18 protein-coding genes are annotated in these 15371 nt (G+C 44.5%); 3 read left to right on the forward strand and 15 right to left on the reverse strand.

Translation table 11 applies throughout. The features are described 5' to 3' along the window. Window positions 1–143 precede the first annotated feature (143 nt). The 10 genes from AC23P2_RS02690 to AC23P2_RS02735 all read right to left on the reverse strand — a co-directional run bounded on the left by AC23P2_RS02690 (window position 144) and on the right by AC23P2_RS02735 (window position 10634). The gene (locus tag AC23P2_RS02690) at window positions 144–881 is read right to left on the reverse strand and encodes a glycosyltransferase family 2 protein (protein WP_122932564.1); all 738 of its coding nucleotides are present in this window, start codon (window positions 879–881) and stop codon (window positions 144–146) included. 86 nt (window positions 882–967) lie between these two features. Next, window positions 968–1783, reverse strand: coding sequence for a glycosyltransferase family 2 protein (locus AC23P2_RS02695; RefSeq protein WP_487771758.1), 816 nt, complete (start codon window positions 1781–1783; stop codon window positions 968–970). Next, entirely contained in the window at window positions 1780–2754 is a 975-nt protein-coding gene (locus AC23P2_RS02700) for a glycosyltransferase family 2 protein (protein ID WP_487771759.1), read from the reverse strand. Before AC23P2_RS02700 ends, AC23P2_RS02695 begins: the two co-directional genes overlap by 4 nt. After that, a complete protein-coding gene (locus tag AC23P2_RS02705; protein ID WP_028523866.1) occupies window positions 2751–3587 on the reverse strand; it encodes a phytanoyl-CoA dioxygenase family protein in 837 nt (278 codons plus the stop codon). The genes AC23P2_RS02700 and AC23P2_RS02705 overlap by 4 nt, the downstream gene beginning before the upstream one ends. A 109-nt stretch (window positions 3588–3696) precedes the next feature. Then, the gene (locus tag AC23P2_RS02710; protein ID WP_487771760.1) at window positions 3697–4635 is read right to left on the reverse strand and encodes a glycoside hydrolase family protein; all 939 of its coding nucleotides are present in this window, start codon (window positions 4633–4635) and stop codon (window positions 3697–3699) included. A 208-nt stretch (window positions 4636–4843) separates the two neighbouring features. Next, on the reverse strand, window positions 4844–5719 hold the full coding sequence (locus AC23P2_RS02715; RefSeq protein ID WP_487771761.1) for a class I SAM-dependent methyltransferase: 876 nt from the start codon (window positions 5717–5719) through the stop codon (window positions 4844–4846). Between the two features lie 96 nt (window positions 5720–5815). Beyond that, window positions 5816–7399: a hypothetical protein gene (locus AC23P2_RS02720; protein WP_487771762.1), complete on the reverse strand. Its 1584-nt coding sequence runs from the start codon at window positions 7397–7399 to the stop codon at window positions 5816–5818. Window positions 7400–7435: 36 nt separating this feature from the next. Then, window positions 7436–8380 carry a glycosyltransferase gene (locus AC23P2_RS02725; protein WP_487771763.1) on the reverse strand — a complete coding sequence of 315 codons (945 nt, stop codon included), beginning with the start codon at window positions 8378–8380 and terminating at the stop codon, window positions 7436–7438. Window positions 8381–8412: 32 nt separating this feature from the next. Further along, window positions 8413–9486, reverse strand: coding sequence for an NAD-dependent epimerase/dehydratase family protein (locus AC23P2_RS02730; RefSeq protein WP_487771764.1), 1074 nt, complete (start codon window positions 9484–9486; stop codon window positions 8413–8415). A gap of 113 nt (window positions 9487–9599) precedes the next feature. Further along, window positions 9600–10634 (reverse strand): sensor histidine kinase, encoded by a 1035-nt coding sequence (locus AC23P2_RS02735; RefSeq protein WP_028523860.1) that lies wholly within the window; start codon window positions 10632–10634, stop codon window positions 9600–9602. A gap of 123 nt (window positions 10635–10757) precedes the next feature. Between AC23P2_RS02735 and rpmG the strand changes: the two genes are divergently transcribed. The 3 genes from rpmG (at window position 10758) to ftsY (ending at window position 12232) form a co-directional block, all read left to right on the forward strand. Then, window positions 10758–10940, forward strand: a complete 183-nt coding sequence (rpmG, locus tag AC23P2_RS02740; RefSeq protein ID WP_028523859.1) for a 50S ribosomal protein L33 — start codon at window positions 10758–10760, stop codon at window positions 10938–10940. Between the two features lie 86 nt (window positions 10941–11026). Continuing rightward, the gene (locus tag AC23P2_RS02745; RefSeq protein WP_084332196.1) at window positions 11027–11179 is read left to right on the forward strand and encodes a DUF4295 domain-containing protein; all 153 of its coding nucleotides are present in this window, start codon (window positions 11027–11029) and stop codon (window positions 11177–11179) included. Between the two features lie 96 nt (window positions 11180–11275). Next, a complete protein-coding gene (ftsY, locus tag AC23P2_RS02750) occupies window positions 11276–12232 on the forward strand; it encodes a signal recognition particle-docking protein FtsY (protein WP_028523858.1) in 957 nt (318 codons plus the stop codon). A gap of 84 nt (window positions 12233–12316) precedes the next feature. On the opposite strand, the gene rpsG is transcribed toward ftsY, so the two are convergent. From rpsG to AC23P2_RS02775, 5 genes are all read right to left on the reverse strand, one after another. Continuing rightward, window positions 12317–12784, reverse strand: a complete 468-nt coding sequence (rpsG, locus tag AC23P2_RS02755) for a 30S ribosomal protein S7 (protein ID WP_028523857.1) — start codon at window positions 12782–12784, stop codon at window positions 12317–12319. 129 nt (window positions 12785–12913) lie between these two features. Further along, window positions 12914–13342 (reverse strand): 30S ribosomal protein S12, encoded by a 429-nt coding sequence (rpsL, locus tag AC23P2_RS02760; RefSeq protein ID WP_472487957.1) that lies wholly within the window; start codon window positions 13340–13342, stop codon window positions 12914–12916. Between the two features lie 122 nt (window positions 13343–13464). After that, window positions 13465–13842: a rhodanese-like domain-containing protein gene (locus AC23P2_RS02765; RefSeq protein WP_472487958.1), complete on the reverse strand. Its 378-nt coding sequence runs from the start codon at window positions 13840–13842 to the stop codon at window positions 13465–13467. Between the two features lie 11 nt (window positions 13843–13853). Then, window positions 13854–14663 carry a sulfite exporter TauE/SafE family protein gene (locus AC23P2_RS02770; protein ID WP_487771765.1) on the reverse strand — a complete coding sequence of 270 codons (810 nt, stop codon included), beginning with the start codon at window positions 14661–14663 and terminating at the stop codon, window positions 13854–13856. 54 nt (window positions 14664–14717) lie between these two features. Further along, window positions 14718–15371, reverse strand: coding sequence for a response regulator (locus AC23P2_RS02775; protein ID WP_472487960.1), 654 nt, complete (start codon window positions 15369–15371; stop codon window positions 14718–14720).

The raw sequence follows: 15371 nt of genomic DNA on the forward strand, positions 1-15371 counted from the left end.
TATGCGCCTGGTTTTGTAGCTGTGCGTCTGGTTGTGAACAACCAGACGTTCGTGAAAGGAGGTGAGCCTAGCTGCTCTGGCAATCGGGTTGTAAGCAACCCGCCCCACAGCCCCATTCGACATTCTGCACTCTGCATTCGACATTAATTTTTCTTGCGATAATCGCCGCGAGAGAACGTTTTTTCGATAAAACAGTACATCAAAATAAAGAAATAGCGACTTCCCATTTCTTTGATTTTGAGTTTCGATTCGCCATACTTACGATTCGTCCAGCTGTTTGGAACAACGGCGTAGCTATATCCTCGCACAATTGCTTTGAGCGGCAATTCTACTGTCAAGTTAAAGTGAGGAGAAAGAAAAGGCTTGAGCCCTTCCATGGTTTCGCGTTTATAGAGTTTGAAGGCATTGGTAGTGTCGTTGTACTTAATGCCCATCACCATCCGAATGATAAAATTGGCCAAACGGTTGATTACTTTTTTTATCGTCGGATAGTCATAGACGTTTCCACCTTTGCCCCAACGCGATCCAAACACAGCGTCGTAGTTTCCTTCGACCATCTTTTTGTAAAACTTCACCAAGTCTTCAGGGTCGTCCGATAAATCGGCCATAAAAACCGCCACGCAGTCGCCCGAAAAACGCTCAAGACCATAGCGAACGGCGTACCCAAAACCATTCGGCCCTGGGTTGGTTTCATAAACTAAGGTCGGAATTTCTTTCGACAGCTCTTGTAAAACCTGTAAAGTTTTATCTTTTGAGTTGTCGTTGGTCACCCAAATCTCGTGCGGGATGTCGTATTTAGACAACGTTTGGTATAACGTGCCTAATGTTTGTGGCAAAGAATCTTGTTCGTTATAGGCGGGTATGACAACGCTTAATTTCATTGAATGTTAGCCCCCCACCCCCAATGGGAGAGAGCGTTTATAGTTAATCTTTAGAGGATTATACAGCAAAATTGGGTCATTTTGACCTAATTTCCAATTTTTTCCAGTAAACGGTCGTAATACTGCAAGGTTTTCTGAACCGTATCGTCGTAAATAAAATCAAGCCATTCGTTTACATCGGCAAACATTTGGCGTCGGTTTTGGAGGAAGTACGGGTTGGTCGTTGCGTGAACATTGCTAAGTCCTCCACGGTGTTTTCGATATTTTCCCATTGTTTCGGGCAAATACCCAATTTTCCCGCGCGCTGCCAGTTGAATCACCAACGCCCAATCACCCGCCGCCGCGCGGTGATGCCATTCGGCAAAATCGTCGGTACGGAAAAAATTTCGGTATAACAAACTGGCCGTTCCAATGAACCAACGGTCTTCCAACACATCTTTTACCGTAGAAACTGCCTTTTGGTCAGGTTCATTGAAGGGGTGGCTCGGTGAATTATCTTCGTAAATCACCTCCAGATTATGGTGGCAAATGGCAAAATCTGGGTGAGCTTCCATAAAATCGACTTGCTTTTGCAGCTTCAGCGGGTCAGTCCAATAATCATCGCCTTCACAGAGCGCCACGTAATCGCCTTGGCAAGCTTTGAGCAAAAAAAGCACATTGTTTCGCCCGCCAAACTCACGAGGTTCTTTTGGCCCTAAGTTTTCGGGGTGAAGATACGCCCTAATTTTGTCAGGAAACTGCTCGGCGTACTCCTGAATGATGCGCGGGGCTGCGTCAGTAGAAGCATCGTCGCCCACCACAATCTCGAACGGAAAGGTCGTTTGTTGCATCAACGCACCTTCGAGCATTTGTGCAATGTATTTTTCGTGGTTGAAAGTGGGAACACAAACGCTAACTTTCATCGGGAAGATTCTTTCAAACGGTGAGGCAACAGCGCAAAGAAACTATAAACATTCATCATCCACTTTGGAAGCACGTAATCTCGGATAATTTCTTTGGAAATTTCGCGGGGTGGCTTTCCCAATTTGAGGTATTTCAACGCCAGTGCCGCCCGACGAAAATAACTCTTTTGGTACTGTCGGGCATCGAGAAGCATTCGGTAATAACGCGCGATGTTAAGCCGCAGCAGCGAATGGTGGAGATAATCTAATTCTTTATCAATGCCTTCGTACATCGCAATTCGATTATACAAAAAGCGCGCATCGCGGTAGTGGTCTTTAAAACTTGCCCCTCCCCTATTTTTTCGATACACCGACATTACCCCTGGCACGTACCCAATGGGGCCGTATTTGGCCAAAATCACGTAACGCGGAATATCTCCACTCGACGATTTCAAAAACCAGTCGGGGTAGTGCATAATGCCATTTTTAAACATCACCGCCGACGTAGCCATGAACCAAATTTCATCTTCTCCCACCAAATCTGCCGCTGTAACGACTTTTTTCTGGTCGGGCGAATTTAGTTCGTGCGAGGGCGTACCGTCTTCGTAGGTAATGAGTGCATTATGAAAACAAGCCGAAAAATCAGGATGTGCTTCCATGAAATCGACTTGTCGCTGAAGTTTCTGGTCGTCGGTCCAATAATCGTCCCCGTCCATCGGAGCAATGTATGTCCCTTTGGCCAGCTTGAGGGTCTCAATGGTATTGAAAAGGCCATTTTGTCCCAAGTTTTTGGAATGCAAAACGGCCTTTACTTTATCAGGATATTTTTTTTGGTAAGCTAAAATAGTTTCTTGCGCACCGTCCGTCGAGCAATCGTCTCCTACCAATATTTCAACATCGAAATTTGTTTTCTGAGACAACGCACTTTCTATGGCTTTGCCAATAAATTCTTTCTGGTTGTACGTAAGAATCGTGACGCTTACTTTAATCATACGGCAGGTGTTGGTGAAGCAAAAACAGCTTCAAGTTGTTCTACAGTTGGAAAATTGGGTGTCACCAATTCAGCCTCTGGTTTGTATATATAGGCCATTGGATAACCTCTTTCGATAAAAGTGGCTTCAGCCAAGTTGTTGTAACGAAGCTGCACCGACCAACGAATGTTATTGGTAATATTATTACCCGATTGGTGCACCAAAAAAGCTGAGAAAATCAACAAATCTCCTACTTGGAATTCGGTTTGGACAAAATCTTCGTCGTTCAGTTGGGCAGTAATTCCTCCTTGATATCCCGACGTACTCGACTCCAACAATCCCCACGTGTGGCTACGCGGAATCACTTGCAACGCACCCAAATCAGCGCCCGCATCCACCATCGGAAACCAAATCACCGTGCTGTCAAGTGAGCCTTGACCTGTGCGCCAGTCTTGGTGGGCATCGAGTTTCCAGTGCTTACTACCATCTTTTGACAAAAAACGGCTATTAAATTGCATTGCAGGACGCGCTCCTATCACAGGTTGTTCAATGCCCACTTCTTTTAAGAGGTTGACAATTTTTTCGCTCACGGCAAACTGGTGCAGCGACAAGCTATGTTGCACCGTGACGCCTGTATTTCGAAACGCTGTAAAGTCTTTTTGAAAAAACTCAAACATGGCATTTTCGAAGGCGTCGCGGTCGTCGATATCAACCGTACGGCCTGTAACATGCTTTATCTGAACGGCAAATATTTCACGCGCTTCGCGGTAGATGTTTTCCACCACACTTTTATCTAAGAAGTTACGAATGAGTAAAAACCCATCTTGACGAAATTGCTCTGCTAATGTTGACATGGTACTGATTTGTTTGGTTTAACAACCCCCAATGTTACGAATCACGGCCTTTTGAAAGAATGACCTTGGTCAAAAATCAAAAGTAAAGTTACGACAAACGTTCCAACTTTTAGTCTTCCCAAACGGCGTATCCAAAACCAGCCGCTCCAAAACCGTTGCCGTTGTACAACAAATACTTTTTGCCCTTGTGTTCATAACAATAGGCGTAGTCAATCATGTTGTAATCAAAATCCCCTGGCGTCTCTGATTTATTAATGCCCACCAAATGGTCTTTACGCTCCCAATGCACTCCGTCGAGCGATTCGGCATACCCAAGTCGGTAGCTTTGATTACGGTCGGTACGGTAGTCGCGCGTGTGGCGGTACGAATAGTACATCTTATAAACCCCGTCTTCTTTAAATACACTCGGACGACCAACGGCATGTAAGAAATCGTCAAAATCTAACGTAGGCACATCGCTGATTGTCCAGTAAATTCCGTCCGTTGAAGTGGCCGACTGACAACGATAATAAGGTTCAGGGTAGCCGTGAATATACTCACATTTATGCCCCGAAATGTACCACATACGCCATGTTCCGTCATCTTCACGCATTACCGAAGGTTGCGCAGCCCATAGTGGGTTCTGAATGCTACGATCCATGATAGGTCCCGTAAACATTTTTTTAAATGACAACCCTCCATCATGGCTTACCGAAAGCCCCATCGAAAGGCGATATGAGTTGTGCGTGCGGTTCCAGCCTGTATAGTACAACCAGATATCCCCGTTAGGCATATCCACAAACCACGCAGGCATGGCGCCTGTTTCGTCGTATTCGCCTGGGCCGCCAAGTTCCAATACAGGTTTATCGTGGATGTATAAAATCTTTTTAGGGTCGTCGTAGTCCACGTCGATAAACGTAGGGCGCGATTGTCCTTTGTCATCGCGTGACGAGAAATAAATACGTAAAAAATCAGGGTGTTTGTACGCATAAGGCACCTGTGCGTGCGAACGACTGTGCGCCAACGACCCATCTGGTTTATAAATTACTCCTTTTTTTTGCCAAGCCATTTCAGTTTGCTGTTTACAGGTTTTACCCGTTTTCTGCTTTGTATTTTGATACTGTTAGTGTAACAGGTTGCTCACAACCTGCTAAATTCGGGTTGTGAGCAACCCTTAGCACGATTAAAGCAGCCCTTTGTTCGATACAATTTTTTGCGTCTGACTATCGTCTGACGCAAAATCTAGTGCGCGTCAGACGATAGTCAGACGCATACTACTAAGCTTTTTCTGCTCTCAAACGCCAATTATCCACAAAATCTTTGCCAGGAATTGGCAAATCAATGTCTATTTCAGGGGCTTTTGCTGCCACGGTGTATTCCATCACGTAAAAGCAATTACCGAATATATAGTGTAATTTAAAGTTCTCAACGTTAGCAGGGAGGTCAGCGATGGGTACCTCGGCACGGAACAGTGGGTTGGCTTTCCAAAGCGTTTGGTAGGTGGGTTCATTGCGAAGCCACGGTGCCATGCTTTCGTCTCCAATCACGACTTTTCCTCCTACTTTCACCACGCGGGTTAGTTCAGCAAATGCTTTTTTACGCTCCGAAAATGTATTGATTCCTCCAAAGTGAAATACCGAGTCAAACGTCCCGTCTGCAAAAGGCAAGTACGACCCATTTCCTAAAAAGAAATGAATATTTACCTCACTAGCTTGCAATTTTTTGGTCGCTAAACGCAACATGTTGGGTGAAAGATCCGACAATACGGCCGTTCCCCCAGGACTGATTTGCTCAATAATCAAGGCCGAATCTTTCCCCGTTCCTGCTCCTACTTCAAGGACGGTTTGACCAGCTTGCAAGTTCATCAATCCAATCATAAATTGACGAGTGGCTGCTTCGTCTGAATGGTTCAACGTTTCAAATACCCACGAAACGCCACGGTCATACCGCTGGTAGGCTTGGTCGTAGAGGTACTGCTCGCGGGCGTCATCTTCAAACAACTCACGAGGATGCACCATATCAATGATATTTGAATCCAATACAGGATAAACTGTGCCATCGGGAGCAGTGAGCGATTGGCCATCTTCGGCAACTTGTAACGGCTGCCCCGTTTTAGGGCAAACCAATGAAGCAAGGAATTGAGTATGTGTCATTCTATGTAAGATTCTTAAAGAGTCATCGACTGGGTCAAAATTAACGCAACTTTTATAGTTTGGCAAAGTTGGTTTCTATACCAAAGCATAGATTTATTATTCGGTTCGTACAAAAACACGGGTATTTTCTACTTCTCCCACCAGTCTATAGTGCGCTACAATCAAGGCTTTTAGTTCAGGAAAAGCCTCATGGGCTTGCGTTGCGCGGTCGTAGAGCCACAAACTATTTGGGCCTACGGCATCTACAAACACTTTGGGGGTATTTTGTTTTAAATCAGCCAGATAGCGTTTATAATAAATCTCACGCATCGGATGCGGATAAATACAGCGCTCGGAGTGGTTTTCGGCCGTCCCCTGAGGCATTTGGGTTTCCACATGATACCTACACATCCAGCCCCAAATCACCAAACGGTCGTTGGGAGTAGCATATTGTTGTATCAATTTTGACACTTGACTTACGGGTACGCGATGGTCAGCGGTTGAAAGATAGGCATTGAGCGGCTCACGTTTTAGTACTTTATACCCAAACCAGCCGACCCACACCCCTCCAATCAATATCGCCAGCGCAGCCATTGTTTTGAATTGGGTCACCAAGGTATTGATACCCAACGCCGCCATCAATCCAAATGGATAGATACACAGGTTGAGGTAATGTACAAAATCATTTCCTGACTTAGTGGCGGCATATAGCGCTGTCAGCAGCCAAAGCACGGCAAAATAGAACATTGTTGTTTTATTTTTTCCTCCTCTAAAAGCCAGCAATACCAACGGCAAGGTAGTTAGCAAAAACGCCATAAAACTGGGGCTCTTGGCAAAAAAGTGTGGTAAACGAAGAATTGAATCTATCAACGAACTACCACCTGCATAAATGAGGTTTCCAAGAACGTAAAAATTCCAAAAATCGTCGAGCACATCGTACGTCCACGCCCAAACCAAAGTCAATATAGGGAATGTTACTGCCCCAAGCACCAAGGCACTGAGTTTGGGCATCCGTTTCTCCGTATTCCACCCCTGTATTATCGCAAATAGCCCAATCACCGCAGCTTGAGGTACTACTTGAATTTTCGCAAAAGGGCTCATGCATAAGACCAGCCCAAGCAAAAACCAAGGGGCTATTTTGGGCGAAGGGTTCCAATTTTTGGACAATAACCAAAGCCCTATATTTAGTATCAAAACGGGGAGTTGTTCGCTCGAATAATGCACATAGTCAGGTTCTTGTGTAAAAGCAAGCAAAAACAATGGCGGCAGTAGCGCAACGCGAGCAGTGTTTTCTCCCCACCAATTTTTCACACTGCGGTAGAAAAACCACAAGCTTCCCAGCACACAAATCAAGCCCACCAAGCGCCCCGAGGTATAATCTATCACTCGCCCAAAAAACGATGGCAACAGGAGCGCATAATTATCGAGCGGGCCAATCGTAGTTCCATCCACCGACTGCCAATAAATAGGATACTGCTTGAGCGTAATGGCATGTGTCAGCATTTGGCTTTCATCGGGGTTTATTTCTTGGTTGAAAATCACCACGGGCAACCGCATGAATAACAACAAAGCCGCCGACAAACCCAGAAAAAGAATTTCTTGAAAGTTCTTATTTTTCAACAATGTCAGCACTACTATCGCTCCCGCAAGAAGATAGCCAAGGGCAAAATACACTATTGGAAAATCGTCGAAACTCAACACAATTGCTTATTGGTTATTCGCTGATGAACACTGATTTTAACTTATGTCTTCTACTTTCTCAATAAAATCGCGGTACTGAAGCACGGGAATAAACTGCTGTTGGGTACGGTATTGAAGCACCATAAAAACAAGAAAAAGCGAAATCAAAAACGACTGAAGTACCACAATCAACAAGGCCGAACTAAGCGTAGATGCCCATCCTGGCGAGGCATCGTTCATCCATTTCAAAAACAATACGATACAAATCACCAACAACGCAGCCAGTGACATCCCAATCGAAAAGATTAAAATACGAACCGCCGTTACGTCAATCAGCACCGAAATCGTACTTAGTCCGTGCAATACCAGCGACACAAAGTTCATCTTACTTTCGCCCGCCAAACGTTTTCCACGTTCAGTGGGTACTGCTATGTACGGAATCCGTGATCTAATAATTCCCCCAGGAAAGTTGTTCCATATTTCGGAAACGCGCACGAGGTTTTGCAAACGTCGTTGAGGAATCAAGGAGAAGTTTCCAAACGTAATCACTTTGCCCGTCAACTGACGAAAGATAAACTTGTAAATACCGTAAAAGAAACGAAAAGTAAAGCTTTCTTGCCGTTTGGTGCGCTGAGCAAAAACGATACGGTCAGGCGATTGCTCCGAAGCAGCCACCAAGGCATTGATGTCCTTGGGAGCGTCTTCGCCATCGGCATCCATCACAATCACTTTTTCGCAAGACACCTCTTTGGCAATGTAAGACAGCCCAATCGCAATGGCTCGTTGATGTCCCAAATTGCGATACAAGCGAACAATTTGCACCTGTTGCCCCCGAAACGCTACCAAATGTTCTAAATCTTGACTAGAACAATCATCTACAATAACCAAAGACGTAGCGGCCAACAATTCGGCCACTACGTCTTGATTAATGCGTTCGATAAGCAGGTTTAACGCCTCCCAATCGTTGTATTGCGGTATGAGTATGACGTATTTTGAAGTCATTGAATTTGTTATCAGTTTAACAGATAACAGTTCTACACAGTCATCGCCAAACGAGCGGCGATACCGTCGTGGATTTGAACAAGTGTTTGTTCGAGGTTGTATGTCCAGTTCCAATCTGGGTAGTGACTCTTGAATTTCGTCAAGTCACTTACGTACCAAATGTGGTCACCGATACGGTTGGTTTCTGAGTAATGATAAGTCAATTTTTTACCCGCAATTTTCTCGCAAATGGCAATTGCTTCCAACATTGAGCAGTTGGCATAACGGCCACCGCCCGCGTTGTAGGCTTCTCCTGGGCGCGGGTTTTGGTAGAAATGCCAAAACATATTTACCAAGTCATAACTGTGAATGTTGTCACGTACTTGCTTTCCTTTGTAACCGAAGATAGTATAAGGATTTCCCGTAATGGTACACTTCATCAAGTACGCCAAAAAGCCGTGCAACTGCGCACCTGAGTGGTTAGGGCCTGTCAAACATCCACCACGGAACACACCTACTTTCATGCCAAAATAACGGCCATATTCTTGGCACATAATGTCGGCAGCCACTTTCGATGCCCCAAAGATAGAGTGTTTGGTATGGTCAAGGCTGTGGTGCTCGTCGATACCATTTTTGAAATAAGCGTGGTCTTCCGAAATTTCCCAACGGCTTTCTAATTCTACCAATGGCAAGTAATTCGGGTTATCTCCATACACTTTGTTGGTAGAAGTAAAGATAAATACCGCCTCTGGACAGTTTTGGCGGGTCATTTCAAGCATATTGAGTGTACCAACTGCGTTTACCCCAAAGTCAGTAAAAGGTTCACGCGCCGCCCAGTCGTGGCTTGGTTGGGCCGCTGCATGAACGATCAGCTTAATGTCGGTACCATATTCCTTAAAAATAGGCTCCAACTGACTCACTTCACGAATATCAGCGCTATAATGCTTATAGTTAGTGTATGCATCTTGCAAACGGTTGCGGTTCCATTCCGTGTTTCCGTCTTGCCCAAAGAAATATTGACGTAAATTATTATCTACCCCAATCACGAGGTCAAATTTATCAGCAAAAAAAGCGACCGACTCGCTTCCAATCAATCCAGCCGAACCAGTGACAAGTGCAATGTTCATACAAGAATCGTCTTTTGAAGTGTTATGTATATTAGAAAATTTCTATTTTTCTCTTTTAAAGGCGTAAAATAAGTCAAAAAAGTTCAATTCGCCTAATCCGTAAAATAAGTCAGTTAGTCCGCTTTCTCAAGTTTAAAACTAAACGTTGTTCCTTTCTCTACTTTGCTCGCCACCGAAATCTTGGACCCATGCGCACTCAGGATATGCTTTACAATGGCCAGCCCCAGCCCCGTCCCTCCTTTTTCCCGCGAGCGGCTTTTGTCCACCCGATAAAACCGTTCAAACAAGCGCGGTAAGTGTTCCGACGGAATCCCAGGGCCATTGTCACGTACGGATATTACAAAATGTTTTTTCTCTTCCTCAAAATGAACAACGACTTTTCCGTTGTCATTTCCGTATTTAATGGCGTTTTCGATGAGGTTTGTCATCACTTGCGTGATTCGATAGGCGTCGGCTTTTACCCAGACGTGTGCCAGTTGGTCGGGTTTAATTTTTAGGAGGGTTTTGCGCAAGTTTGCTTTGTGTTCAAGCTGTTCACAGACTTCCAAGGTCAACAAACGCAAGTCCACCATTTCCTTGTGCATTCGGATTTCCCCCGTTTCCATCTGCGACAGTGCCACTAAATCTTTGACGAGTGCATCGAGCCCATCCAAGCTTTTGGCAGCTTTTTGCAAAAACTTATCCCGCACTTTTACATCGTCCATCGCACCATCCAACAGGGTATGAATAAACCCTTGTGCCGCAAAAATGGGGGTTTTCAATTCATGCGAAACATCCGCTAGAAACTCCCGACGAAATATTTCTAACTTTTTTAGTTCGTCGATTTCTTGCTGCTTCCGAGCCACATAGACAAAAATCTCTTGATTGAGTTTTTTCAACGGATTGGCATCGCTCACAATCGACTTTCTTGGAAAGCTAAAGTCCTTGAGTTTCAGACGTTGAATGGTTTGGTGCATTTTGGTTACTTCACGGTACACCAAAATCTCAATGGCATACATTATTAGAAAAAAAGCAGCCGAAAAACTGGCAAGCCCTGCCACAAAAAACATACTTCCGTTGGTACCACTCACAAACGAAAGAAAGGTGACAGTAATGGCCGAAATGGCCAGAGCAAGTAAGAAAGCTATGATTCGTGGCGTAAATCGCATGAAGGTAAAGATGTCTCTGCTGCAAAGTTAAGCAAATATTTTTCCTGAAATTTTAAGAAAATGTTTTGTCTTATGCTTGACTATCTGTAACTTTGCGCTCCGTTTTGAAATTTTTGAAAAGCAATGGCAAAGAAAGGTAACAGAATACAAGTAATTTTGGAATGTACGGTTCAAAAGGAATCAGGCGTTCCTGGCATGTCGCGTTACATCACGACAAAGAACCGTAAAAACACACCTGCCCGTATGGAAATGAAGAAATACAATCCATACTTGAAGAAAGTAACGGTTCACAAAGAAATTAAATAATTTGTTATTTGTTGATCGTTAACTAGTTAATTGGTACTGTTAAACGATTGAACACTAACTTTTAACAATCTTAACTGATACTTACAATGGCAAAGAAAGTAGTTGCAACCCTGAAAAAAGAAGGTGGTAAGACTTACGCTAAGGTGATTCAAGCTGTGAAATCTCCAAAGACTGGTGCTTACACTTTTAAAGAGGTTATCGTTCCTACCGATGAGGTACAGGCTGCGTTGAAAAACTAATTCGCAATCTCTGTTACCGTAACGATATTCTAAGAAAGTCCCCATGAGGGACTTTTTTTGTTGTACATTTGTGGCAGAATTTATACAAACGATAACATGGGTTTATTTGATTTTTTCTCGAAAGAAAAAAAAGAGACGCTCGATAAAGGGCTCGAAAAATCAAAAGAAAGCTTCTTTGGGAAATTGAGCCGCGCACTCGTCGGTAAATCAACCGTCGATGAGGAAGTCTTAGATGAGTTAGAGGAGATTCTAATTAGCTCAGACGTGGGCGTTGGCACTACTGTCAAAGTCATTGAACGCATTGAAGCACGCGTCTCAAAAGACAAATATACAAGCACTGGCGAACTCGACCGTATCCTTCGTGACGAGATTGCCGCCTTGCTTACCGAGAATCAATCACTTGATATTAAAGACAGTTTTGAAACCGACAACCTACCAAAACCTTATGTCATCATGGTTGTGGGGGTAAATGGTGCTGGCAAAACAACAACCATTGGAAAACTGGCGCACCAGTTCAACAAACGCGGCAAAAAGGTAGTCTTGGGCGCAGGTGATACTTTCCGCGCTGCTGCTGTAGATCAGCTCAAAACCTGGGGGCAGCGCGCTGGCGTGCCCGTTATCGATCACGGCATGAATACAGACCCCGCTGCCGTGGCGCACGACGCTGTCAAGAAAGGCGTAGAAATGGGAGCTGATGTAGTGATTGTAGATACTGCTGGACGCTTACACACCAAAGTAAACTTGATGAACGAGCTAACGAAAATTAAGCGTGTGATGCAAAAAGTATTGCCCGAAGCTCCGCATGAAGTTTTGTTGGTGTTAGATGGAAGCACAGGCCAAAACGCAGTGATTCAGGCACGTGAATTTACCAAAGCCACCGAAGTTACTTCACTGGCGATTACGAAGCTCGACGGCACGGCCAAAGGCGGCGTTGTGATTGGTATTTCGGACGAGTTTAAAATTCCTGTCAAATACATTGGCGTAGGCGAACGCATGGACGATCTCCAAGTGTTTGACCGTGCTCAATTTGTCGATTCTTTATTTAAGAAATAACCGCCTAGAAAGGACGAACAAAAAGAAAGCCGACCCTCAAGAGAGTCGGCTTTTATATTTTGCCTAGTCAGGCGCTTCAGTTTACTAGAAACGGAAGTGCGAGAACGCTTTGTTGGCTTCTGCCATACGGTGCGTATCGTCTTTCTTCTTCACAGAAGCACCTTCACCTTTTGATGCCGCAACGATTTCAGCCGCCAAACGGTCACGCATGGTTTTTTCACCGCGCAAACGAGCGTACTTAATCATCCACTTCATACCCAAAGCAACTTTACGATCTGGACGAACTTCAGTTGGAACTTGGAAGTTGGCACCACCTACACGGCGGCTTTTTACCTCTACAGCAGGCATTACGTTGTTCAACGCACGACGCCAGATTTCAAGGCCACTTTCGTTAAGACGTTTTTCAGCAATTTCCAATGCACCGTAGAAAATTTCGTACGCTGTACTTTTTTTACCTTCCAACATCAAGTTGTTCACAAACTTGGTTACCATTACGTCCCTGTACTTAGGGTCAGGCAATAGGTATCTTTTTTTAGGTTTTGCTTTTCTCATTGTACTGAGTTGTTAATCAATGTAGGTTTCGTTTTTCAACTGATTCATCCCGAACTAGCTTCGGGATTACTACCCTTTTATGCTGTAATGTACTATGCAAACAAAAGGACGAACGCTAACGCGTTTTAATTACTTCTTCTTACCTGGTGCTGGTTTCCCACCTTTTCCTACTGGAGCTGCTTGTCCTGGTTTCGGACGTTTAGCACCATAAAGTGAGCGGCTTTGTTTACGACCGTTTACACCTGCGGTATCAAGCGCACCACGAACGATGTGGTAACGTACCCCTGGAAGGTCTTTCACACGACCACCACGCACCAATACGATTGAGTGCTCTTGGAGGTTGTGTCCTTCGCCTGGAATATAAGCGTTGACTTCCTTCATGTTTGACAAACGTACACGCGCAACTTTGCGCAAAGCCGAGTTTGGCTTCTTCGGGGTCGTGGTGTATACACGCGTACATACACCGCGACGTTGTGGGCAAGAATCTAAGGCTGGTGACTTAGATTTCCACGTCATTTGTTCGCGTCCTTTGCGTACTAACTGTGAAATAGTTGGCATTTTATACTGTTTTTTTCAAAAATGGTTATACCATCCCAAAAATGGGAGTGCAAAAATAGAAGATTATCTTCTGAAGACCAAGAATATACGCCAAGTTTTTTGGCAAATATTTAGACAAATCACTATTTTATCCCTTCCTTGGCTAAGTCAGCGTAGCCACCGCCCTGCAAATTGTAGATTAATTTAAAGCCTGACTCTTTTAAAATTTGCGATGCCTTCGTACTACGCCCTCCCACCGCGCAATACACAAAAACGGGCTTGGTTTTATCAAGCTTTTGGACTTGCTCTTTGAATGCTGGGTCGTTGTAATTAATACATTTCGACGACGCTATTTTCCCCGCATTCCATTCGTTGGGGGTACGAACGTCCAATAACTGGGCATTGGGCGTGGTTTTGAGTTTTTGAATAAAGTCTCTAGGGGCTAAGTTTTCTTGCGCACGCAAAGAGGTACCAGCCAAAAAAGCAACAACAAACGTAAAGGTTGCAAGCAGCGTTTTCATGTTGAAAAAAGTTAAGATAAGAACAGTTCTTTGAATAAAATGTAAAAGCCCATCACGAGCACAAAATAACCAAAAATTGGTTTTAATTTATCGCCACTGATTTTACGAGCCAGCGAGCTCCCTAGTAAAATCCCGATGACTGCAAGGGTAGAAAAATGCACAAGAAATGGCCAATTGATGAGCGAGTGAAATTCGTAATCGCGCCAAAAACCCGTCAGGGAGTTGGTTGCTATGATGACCAAGGATGTTCCTACCGCCTGTTGCATCGGAAGGCGAGCAATCAGCACCAGCGCTGGAATTATCAAAAAACCTCCTCCTGCTCCCAACAATCCCGTGATTCCGCCCACTAAAAAACCCTTGAGTAACATATTTAGGAGGTGCCCATATCCTCCCACTGAGTTTTTTCTGCTGCTTAAAAATTGGTTTGGCGGATTTTTTATCATCGAAAATGATGAAAAGACCATCAACACCGCAAACAGTGCCAGTAAAAAACTCGAACGAGAGAGGATAAAAGCGCCCGTTTGAAATATTGGGTTAGGAATAAGTGGTAATAGATAAGTGCGCGTCAAAAATACGCTCACCACCGAAGGAATGCCAAAAGTCAACGTCAGTGGCCAATGGATATGCCCCGCACCCGCTCGGACGGTCGCGCCGACCAAGCTCGTTAACCCTACAATAAAAAGTGAATAAGTGGTGGCAAGAAGTGGCTCAACGTCAAACAAATATACTAAAATGGGTACAGTGAGAATAGCTCCACCGCTACCAATAAGTCCCAAGCAAAGCCCCATCACAAGCGCTCCTGCGTACCCAATGATTTCCATAAAAGTAAAGCACAGCTAGGAGGATGGTTTGACGACTAGCTGTGCTTTACAAATTTACAGTAACTTTTCTTCTAAGGCTAATTTTACCAATTCGGCCGCATTATGTACTTGAAGGCGACGCATCATGTTGGCACGGTGGTTGTCAACCGTACGCACACTAAGATCAAGAGTGTCAGCAATTTGACGGCTACTCATGCCTTCAACCAGCAATTTTAGCACTTCTTTTTCTTTTTTGGAAAGTAATGTTTTTCGTGATTCCGACGCTTTTTCGACTTTTTGAACCTGCGACAAATACCCATTCACAATCACCGCCGCCACCGAAGGGTTAAAGTACTTTTCGCCATTTTTGACCGTATGAAGCGCTGCCAAAATTTCATCACGCGTGGCATCTTTGAGCAAATACCCGTAAGCCCCCGCCTCCACAGATTTGAGAATGTAGGCATCATCGTTGTGCATTGATAAAATAACAGGTCGGATGGCAGTGCTTTGCTTCACTACTTTACCTACCAGCTCAATACCCGACATACCTGGCATCGAAATATCAATGAGCATAACTTGGGGTTTTAAGTAGGCAATTTTTTCGAGGGCTTCTTCGCCATTGGCGGCTTCACCAATGACTTCGATTTCGTCGGTACTTTCTAAAATCGACCGCAGCCCATTTCGGACTATTGTGTGGTCATCGACGAGTACTACTTGGATTTTCTTCAT

It is taken from the genome of Runella sp. R0.1_18, from assembly GCF_057652155.1.

What these genes read in the sequence shown, in the direction of transcription:
- AC23P2_RS02690 (WP_122932564.1), bottom strand. Translation starts at nt 881, where the DNA reads ATGAAATTAAGCGTTGTCATACCCGCCTATAACGAACAAGATTCTTTG.
- AC23P2_RS02695 (WP_487771758.1), bottom strand. Translation starts at nt 1,783, where the DNA reads ATGAAAGTTAGCGTTTGTGTTCCCACTTTCAACCACGAAAAATACATT.
- AC23P2_RS02700 (WP_487771759.1), bottom strand. Translation starts at nt 2,754, where the DNA reads ATGATTAAAGTAAGCGTCACGATTCTTACGTACAACCAGAAAGAATTT.
- AC23P2_RS02705 (WP_028523866.1), bottom strand. Translation starts at nt 3,587, where the DNA reads ATGTCAACATTAGCAGAGCAATTTCGTCAAGATGGGTTTTTACTCATT.
- AC23P2_RS02710 (WP_487771760.1), bottom strand. Translation starts at nt 4,635, where the DNA reads ATGGCTTGGCAAAAAAAAGGAGTAATTTATAAACCAGATGGGTCGTTG.
- AC23P2_RS02715 (WP_487771761.1), bottom strand. Translation starts at nt 5,719, where the DNA reads ATGACACATACTCAATTCCTTGCTTCATTGGTTTGCCCTAAAACGGGG.
- AC23P2_RS02725 (WP_487771763.1), bottom strand. Translation starts at nt 8,380, where the DNA reads ATGACTTCAAAATACGTCATACTCATACCGCAATACAACGATTGGGAG.
- AC23P2_RS02730 (WP_487771764.1), bottom strand. Translation starts at nt 9,486, where the DNA reads ATGAACATTGCACTTGTCACTGGTTCGGCTGGATTGATTGGAAGCGAG.
- AC23P2_RS02735 (WP_028523860.1), bottom strand. Translation starts at nt 10,634, where the DNA reads ATGCGATTTACGCCACGAATCATAGCTTTCTTACTTGCTCTGGCCATT.
- rpmG (WP_028523859.1), top strand. Translation starts at nt 10,758, where the DNA reads ATGGCAAAGAAAGGTAACAGAATACAAGTAATTTTGGAATGTACGGTT.
- AC23P2_RS02745 (WP_084332196.1), top strand. Translation starts at nt 11,027, where the DNA reads ATGGCAAAGAAAGTAGTTGCAACCCTGAAAAAAGAAGGTGGTAAGACT.
- ftsY (WP_028523858.1), top strand. Translation starts at nt 11,276, where the DNA reads ATGGGTTTATTTGATTTTTTCTCGAAAGAAAAAAAAGAGACGCTCGAT.
- rpsG (WP_028523857.1), bottom strand. Translation starts at nt 12,784, where the DNA reads ATGAGAAAAGCAAAACCTAAAAAAAGATACCTATTGCCTGACCCTAAG.
- rpsL (WP_472487957.1), bottom strand. Translation starts at nt 13,342, where the DNA reads ATGCCAACTATTTCACAGTTAGTACGCAAAGGACGCGAACAAATGACG.
- AC23P2_RS02765 (WP_472487958.1), bottom strand. Translation starts at nt 13,842, where the DNA reads ATGAAAACGCTGCTTGCAACCTTTACGTTTGTTGTTGCTTTTTTGGCT.
- AC23P2_RS02770 (WP_487771765.1), bottom strand. Translation starts at nt 14,663, where the DNA reads ATGGAAATCATTGGGTACGCAGGAGCGCTTGTGATGGGGCTTTGCTTG.
- AC23P2_RS02775 (WP_472487960.1), bottom strand. Translation starts at nt 15,371, where the DNA reads ATGAAGAAAATCCAAGTAGTACTCGTCGATGACCACACAATAGTCCGA.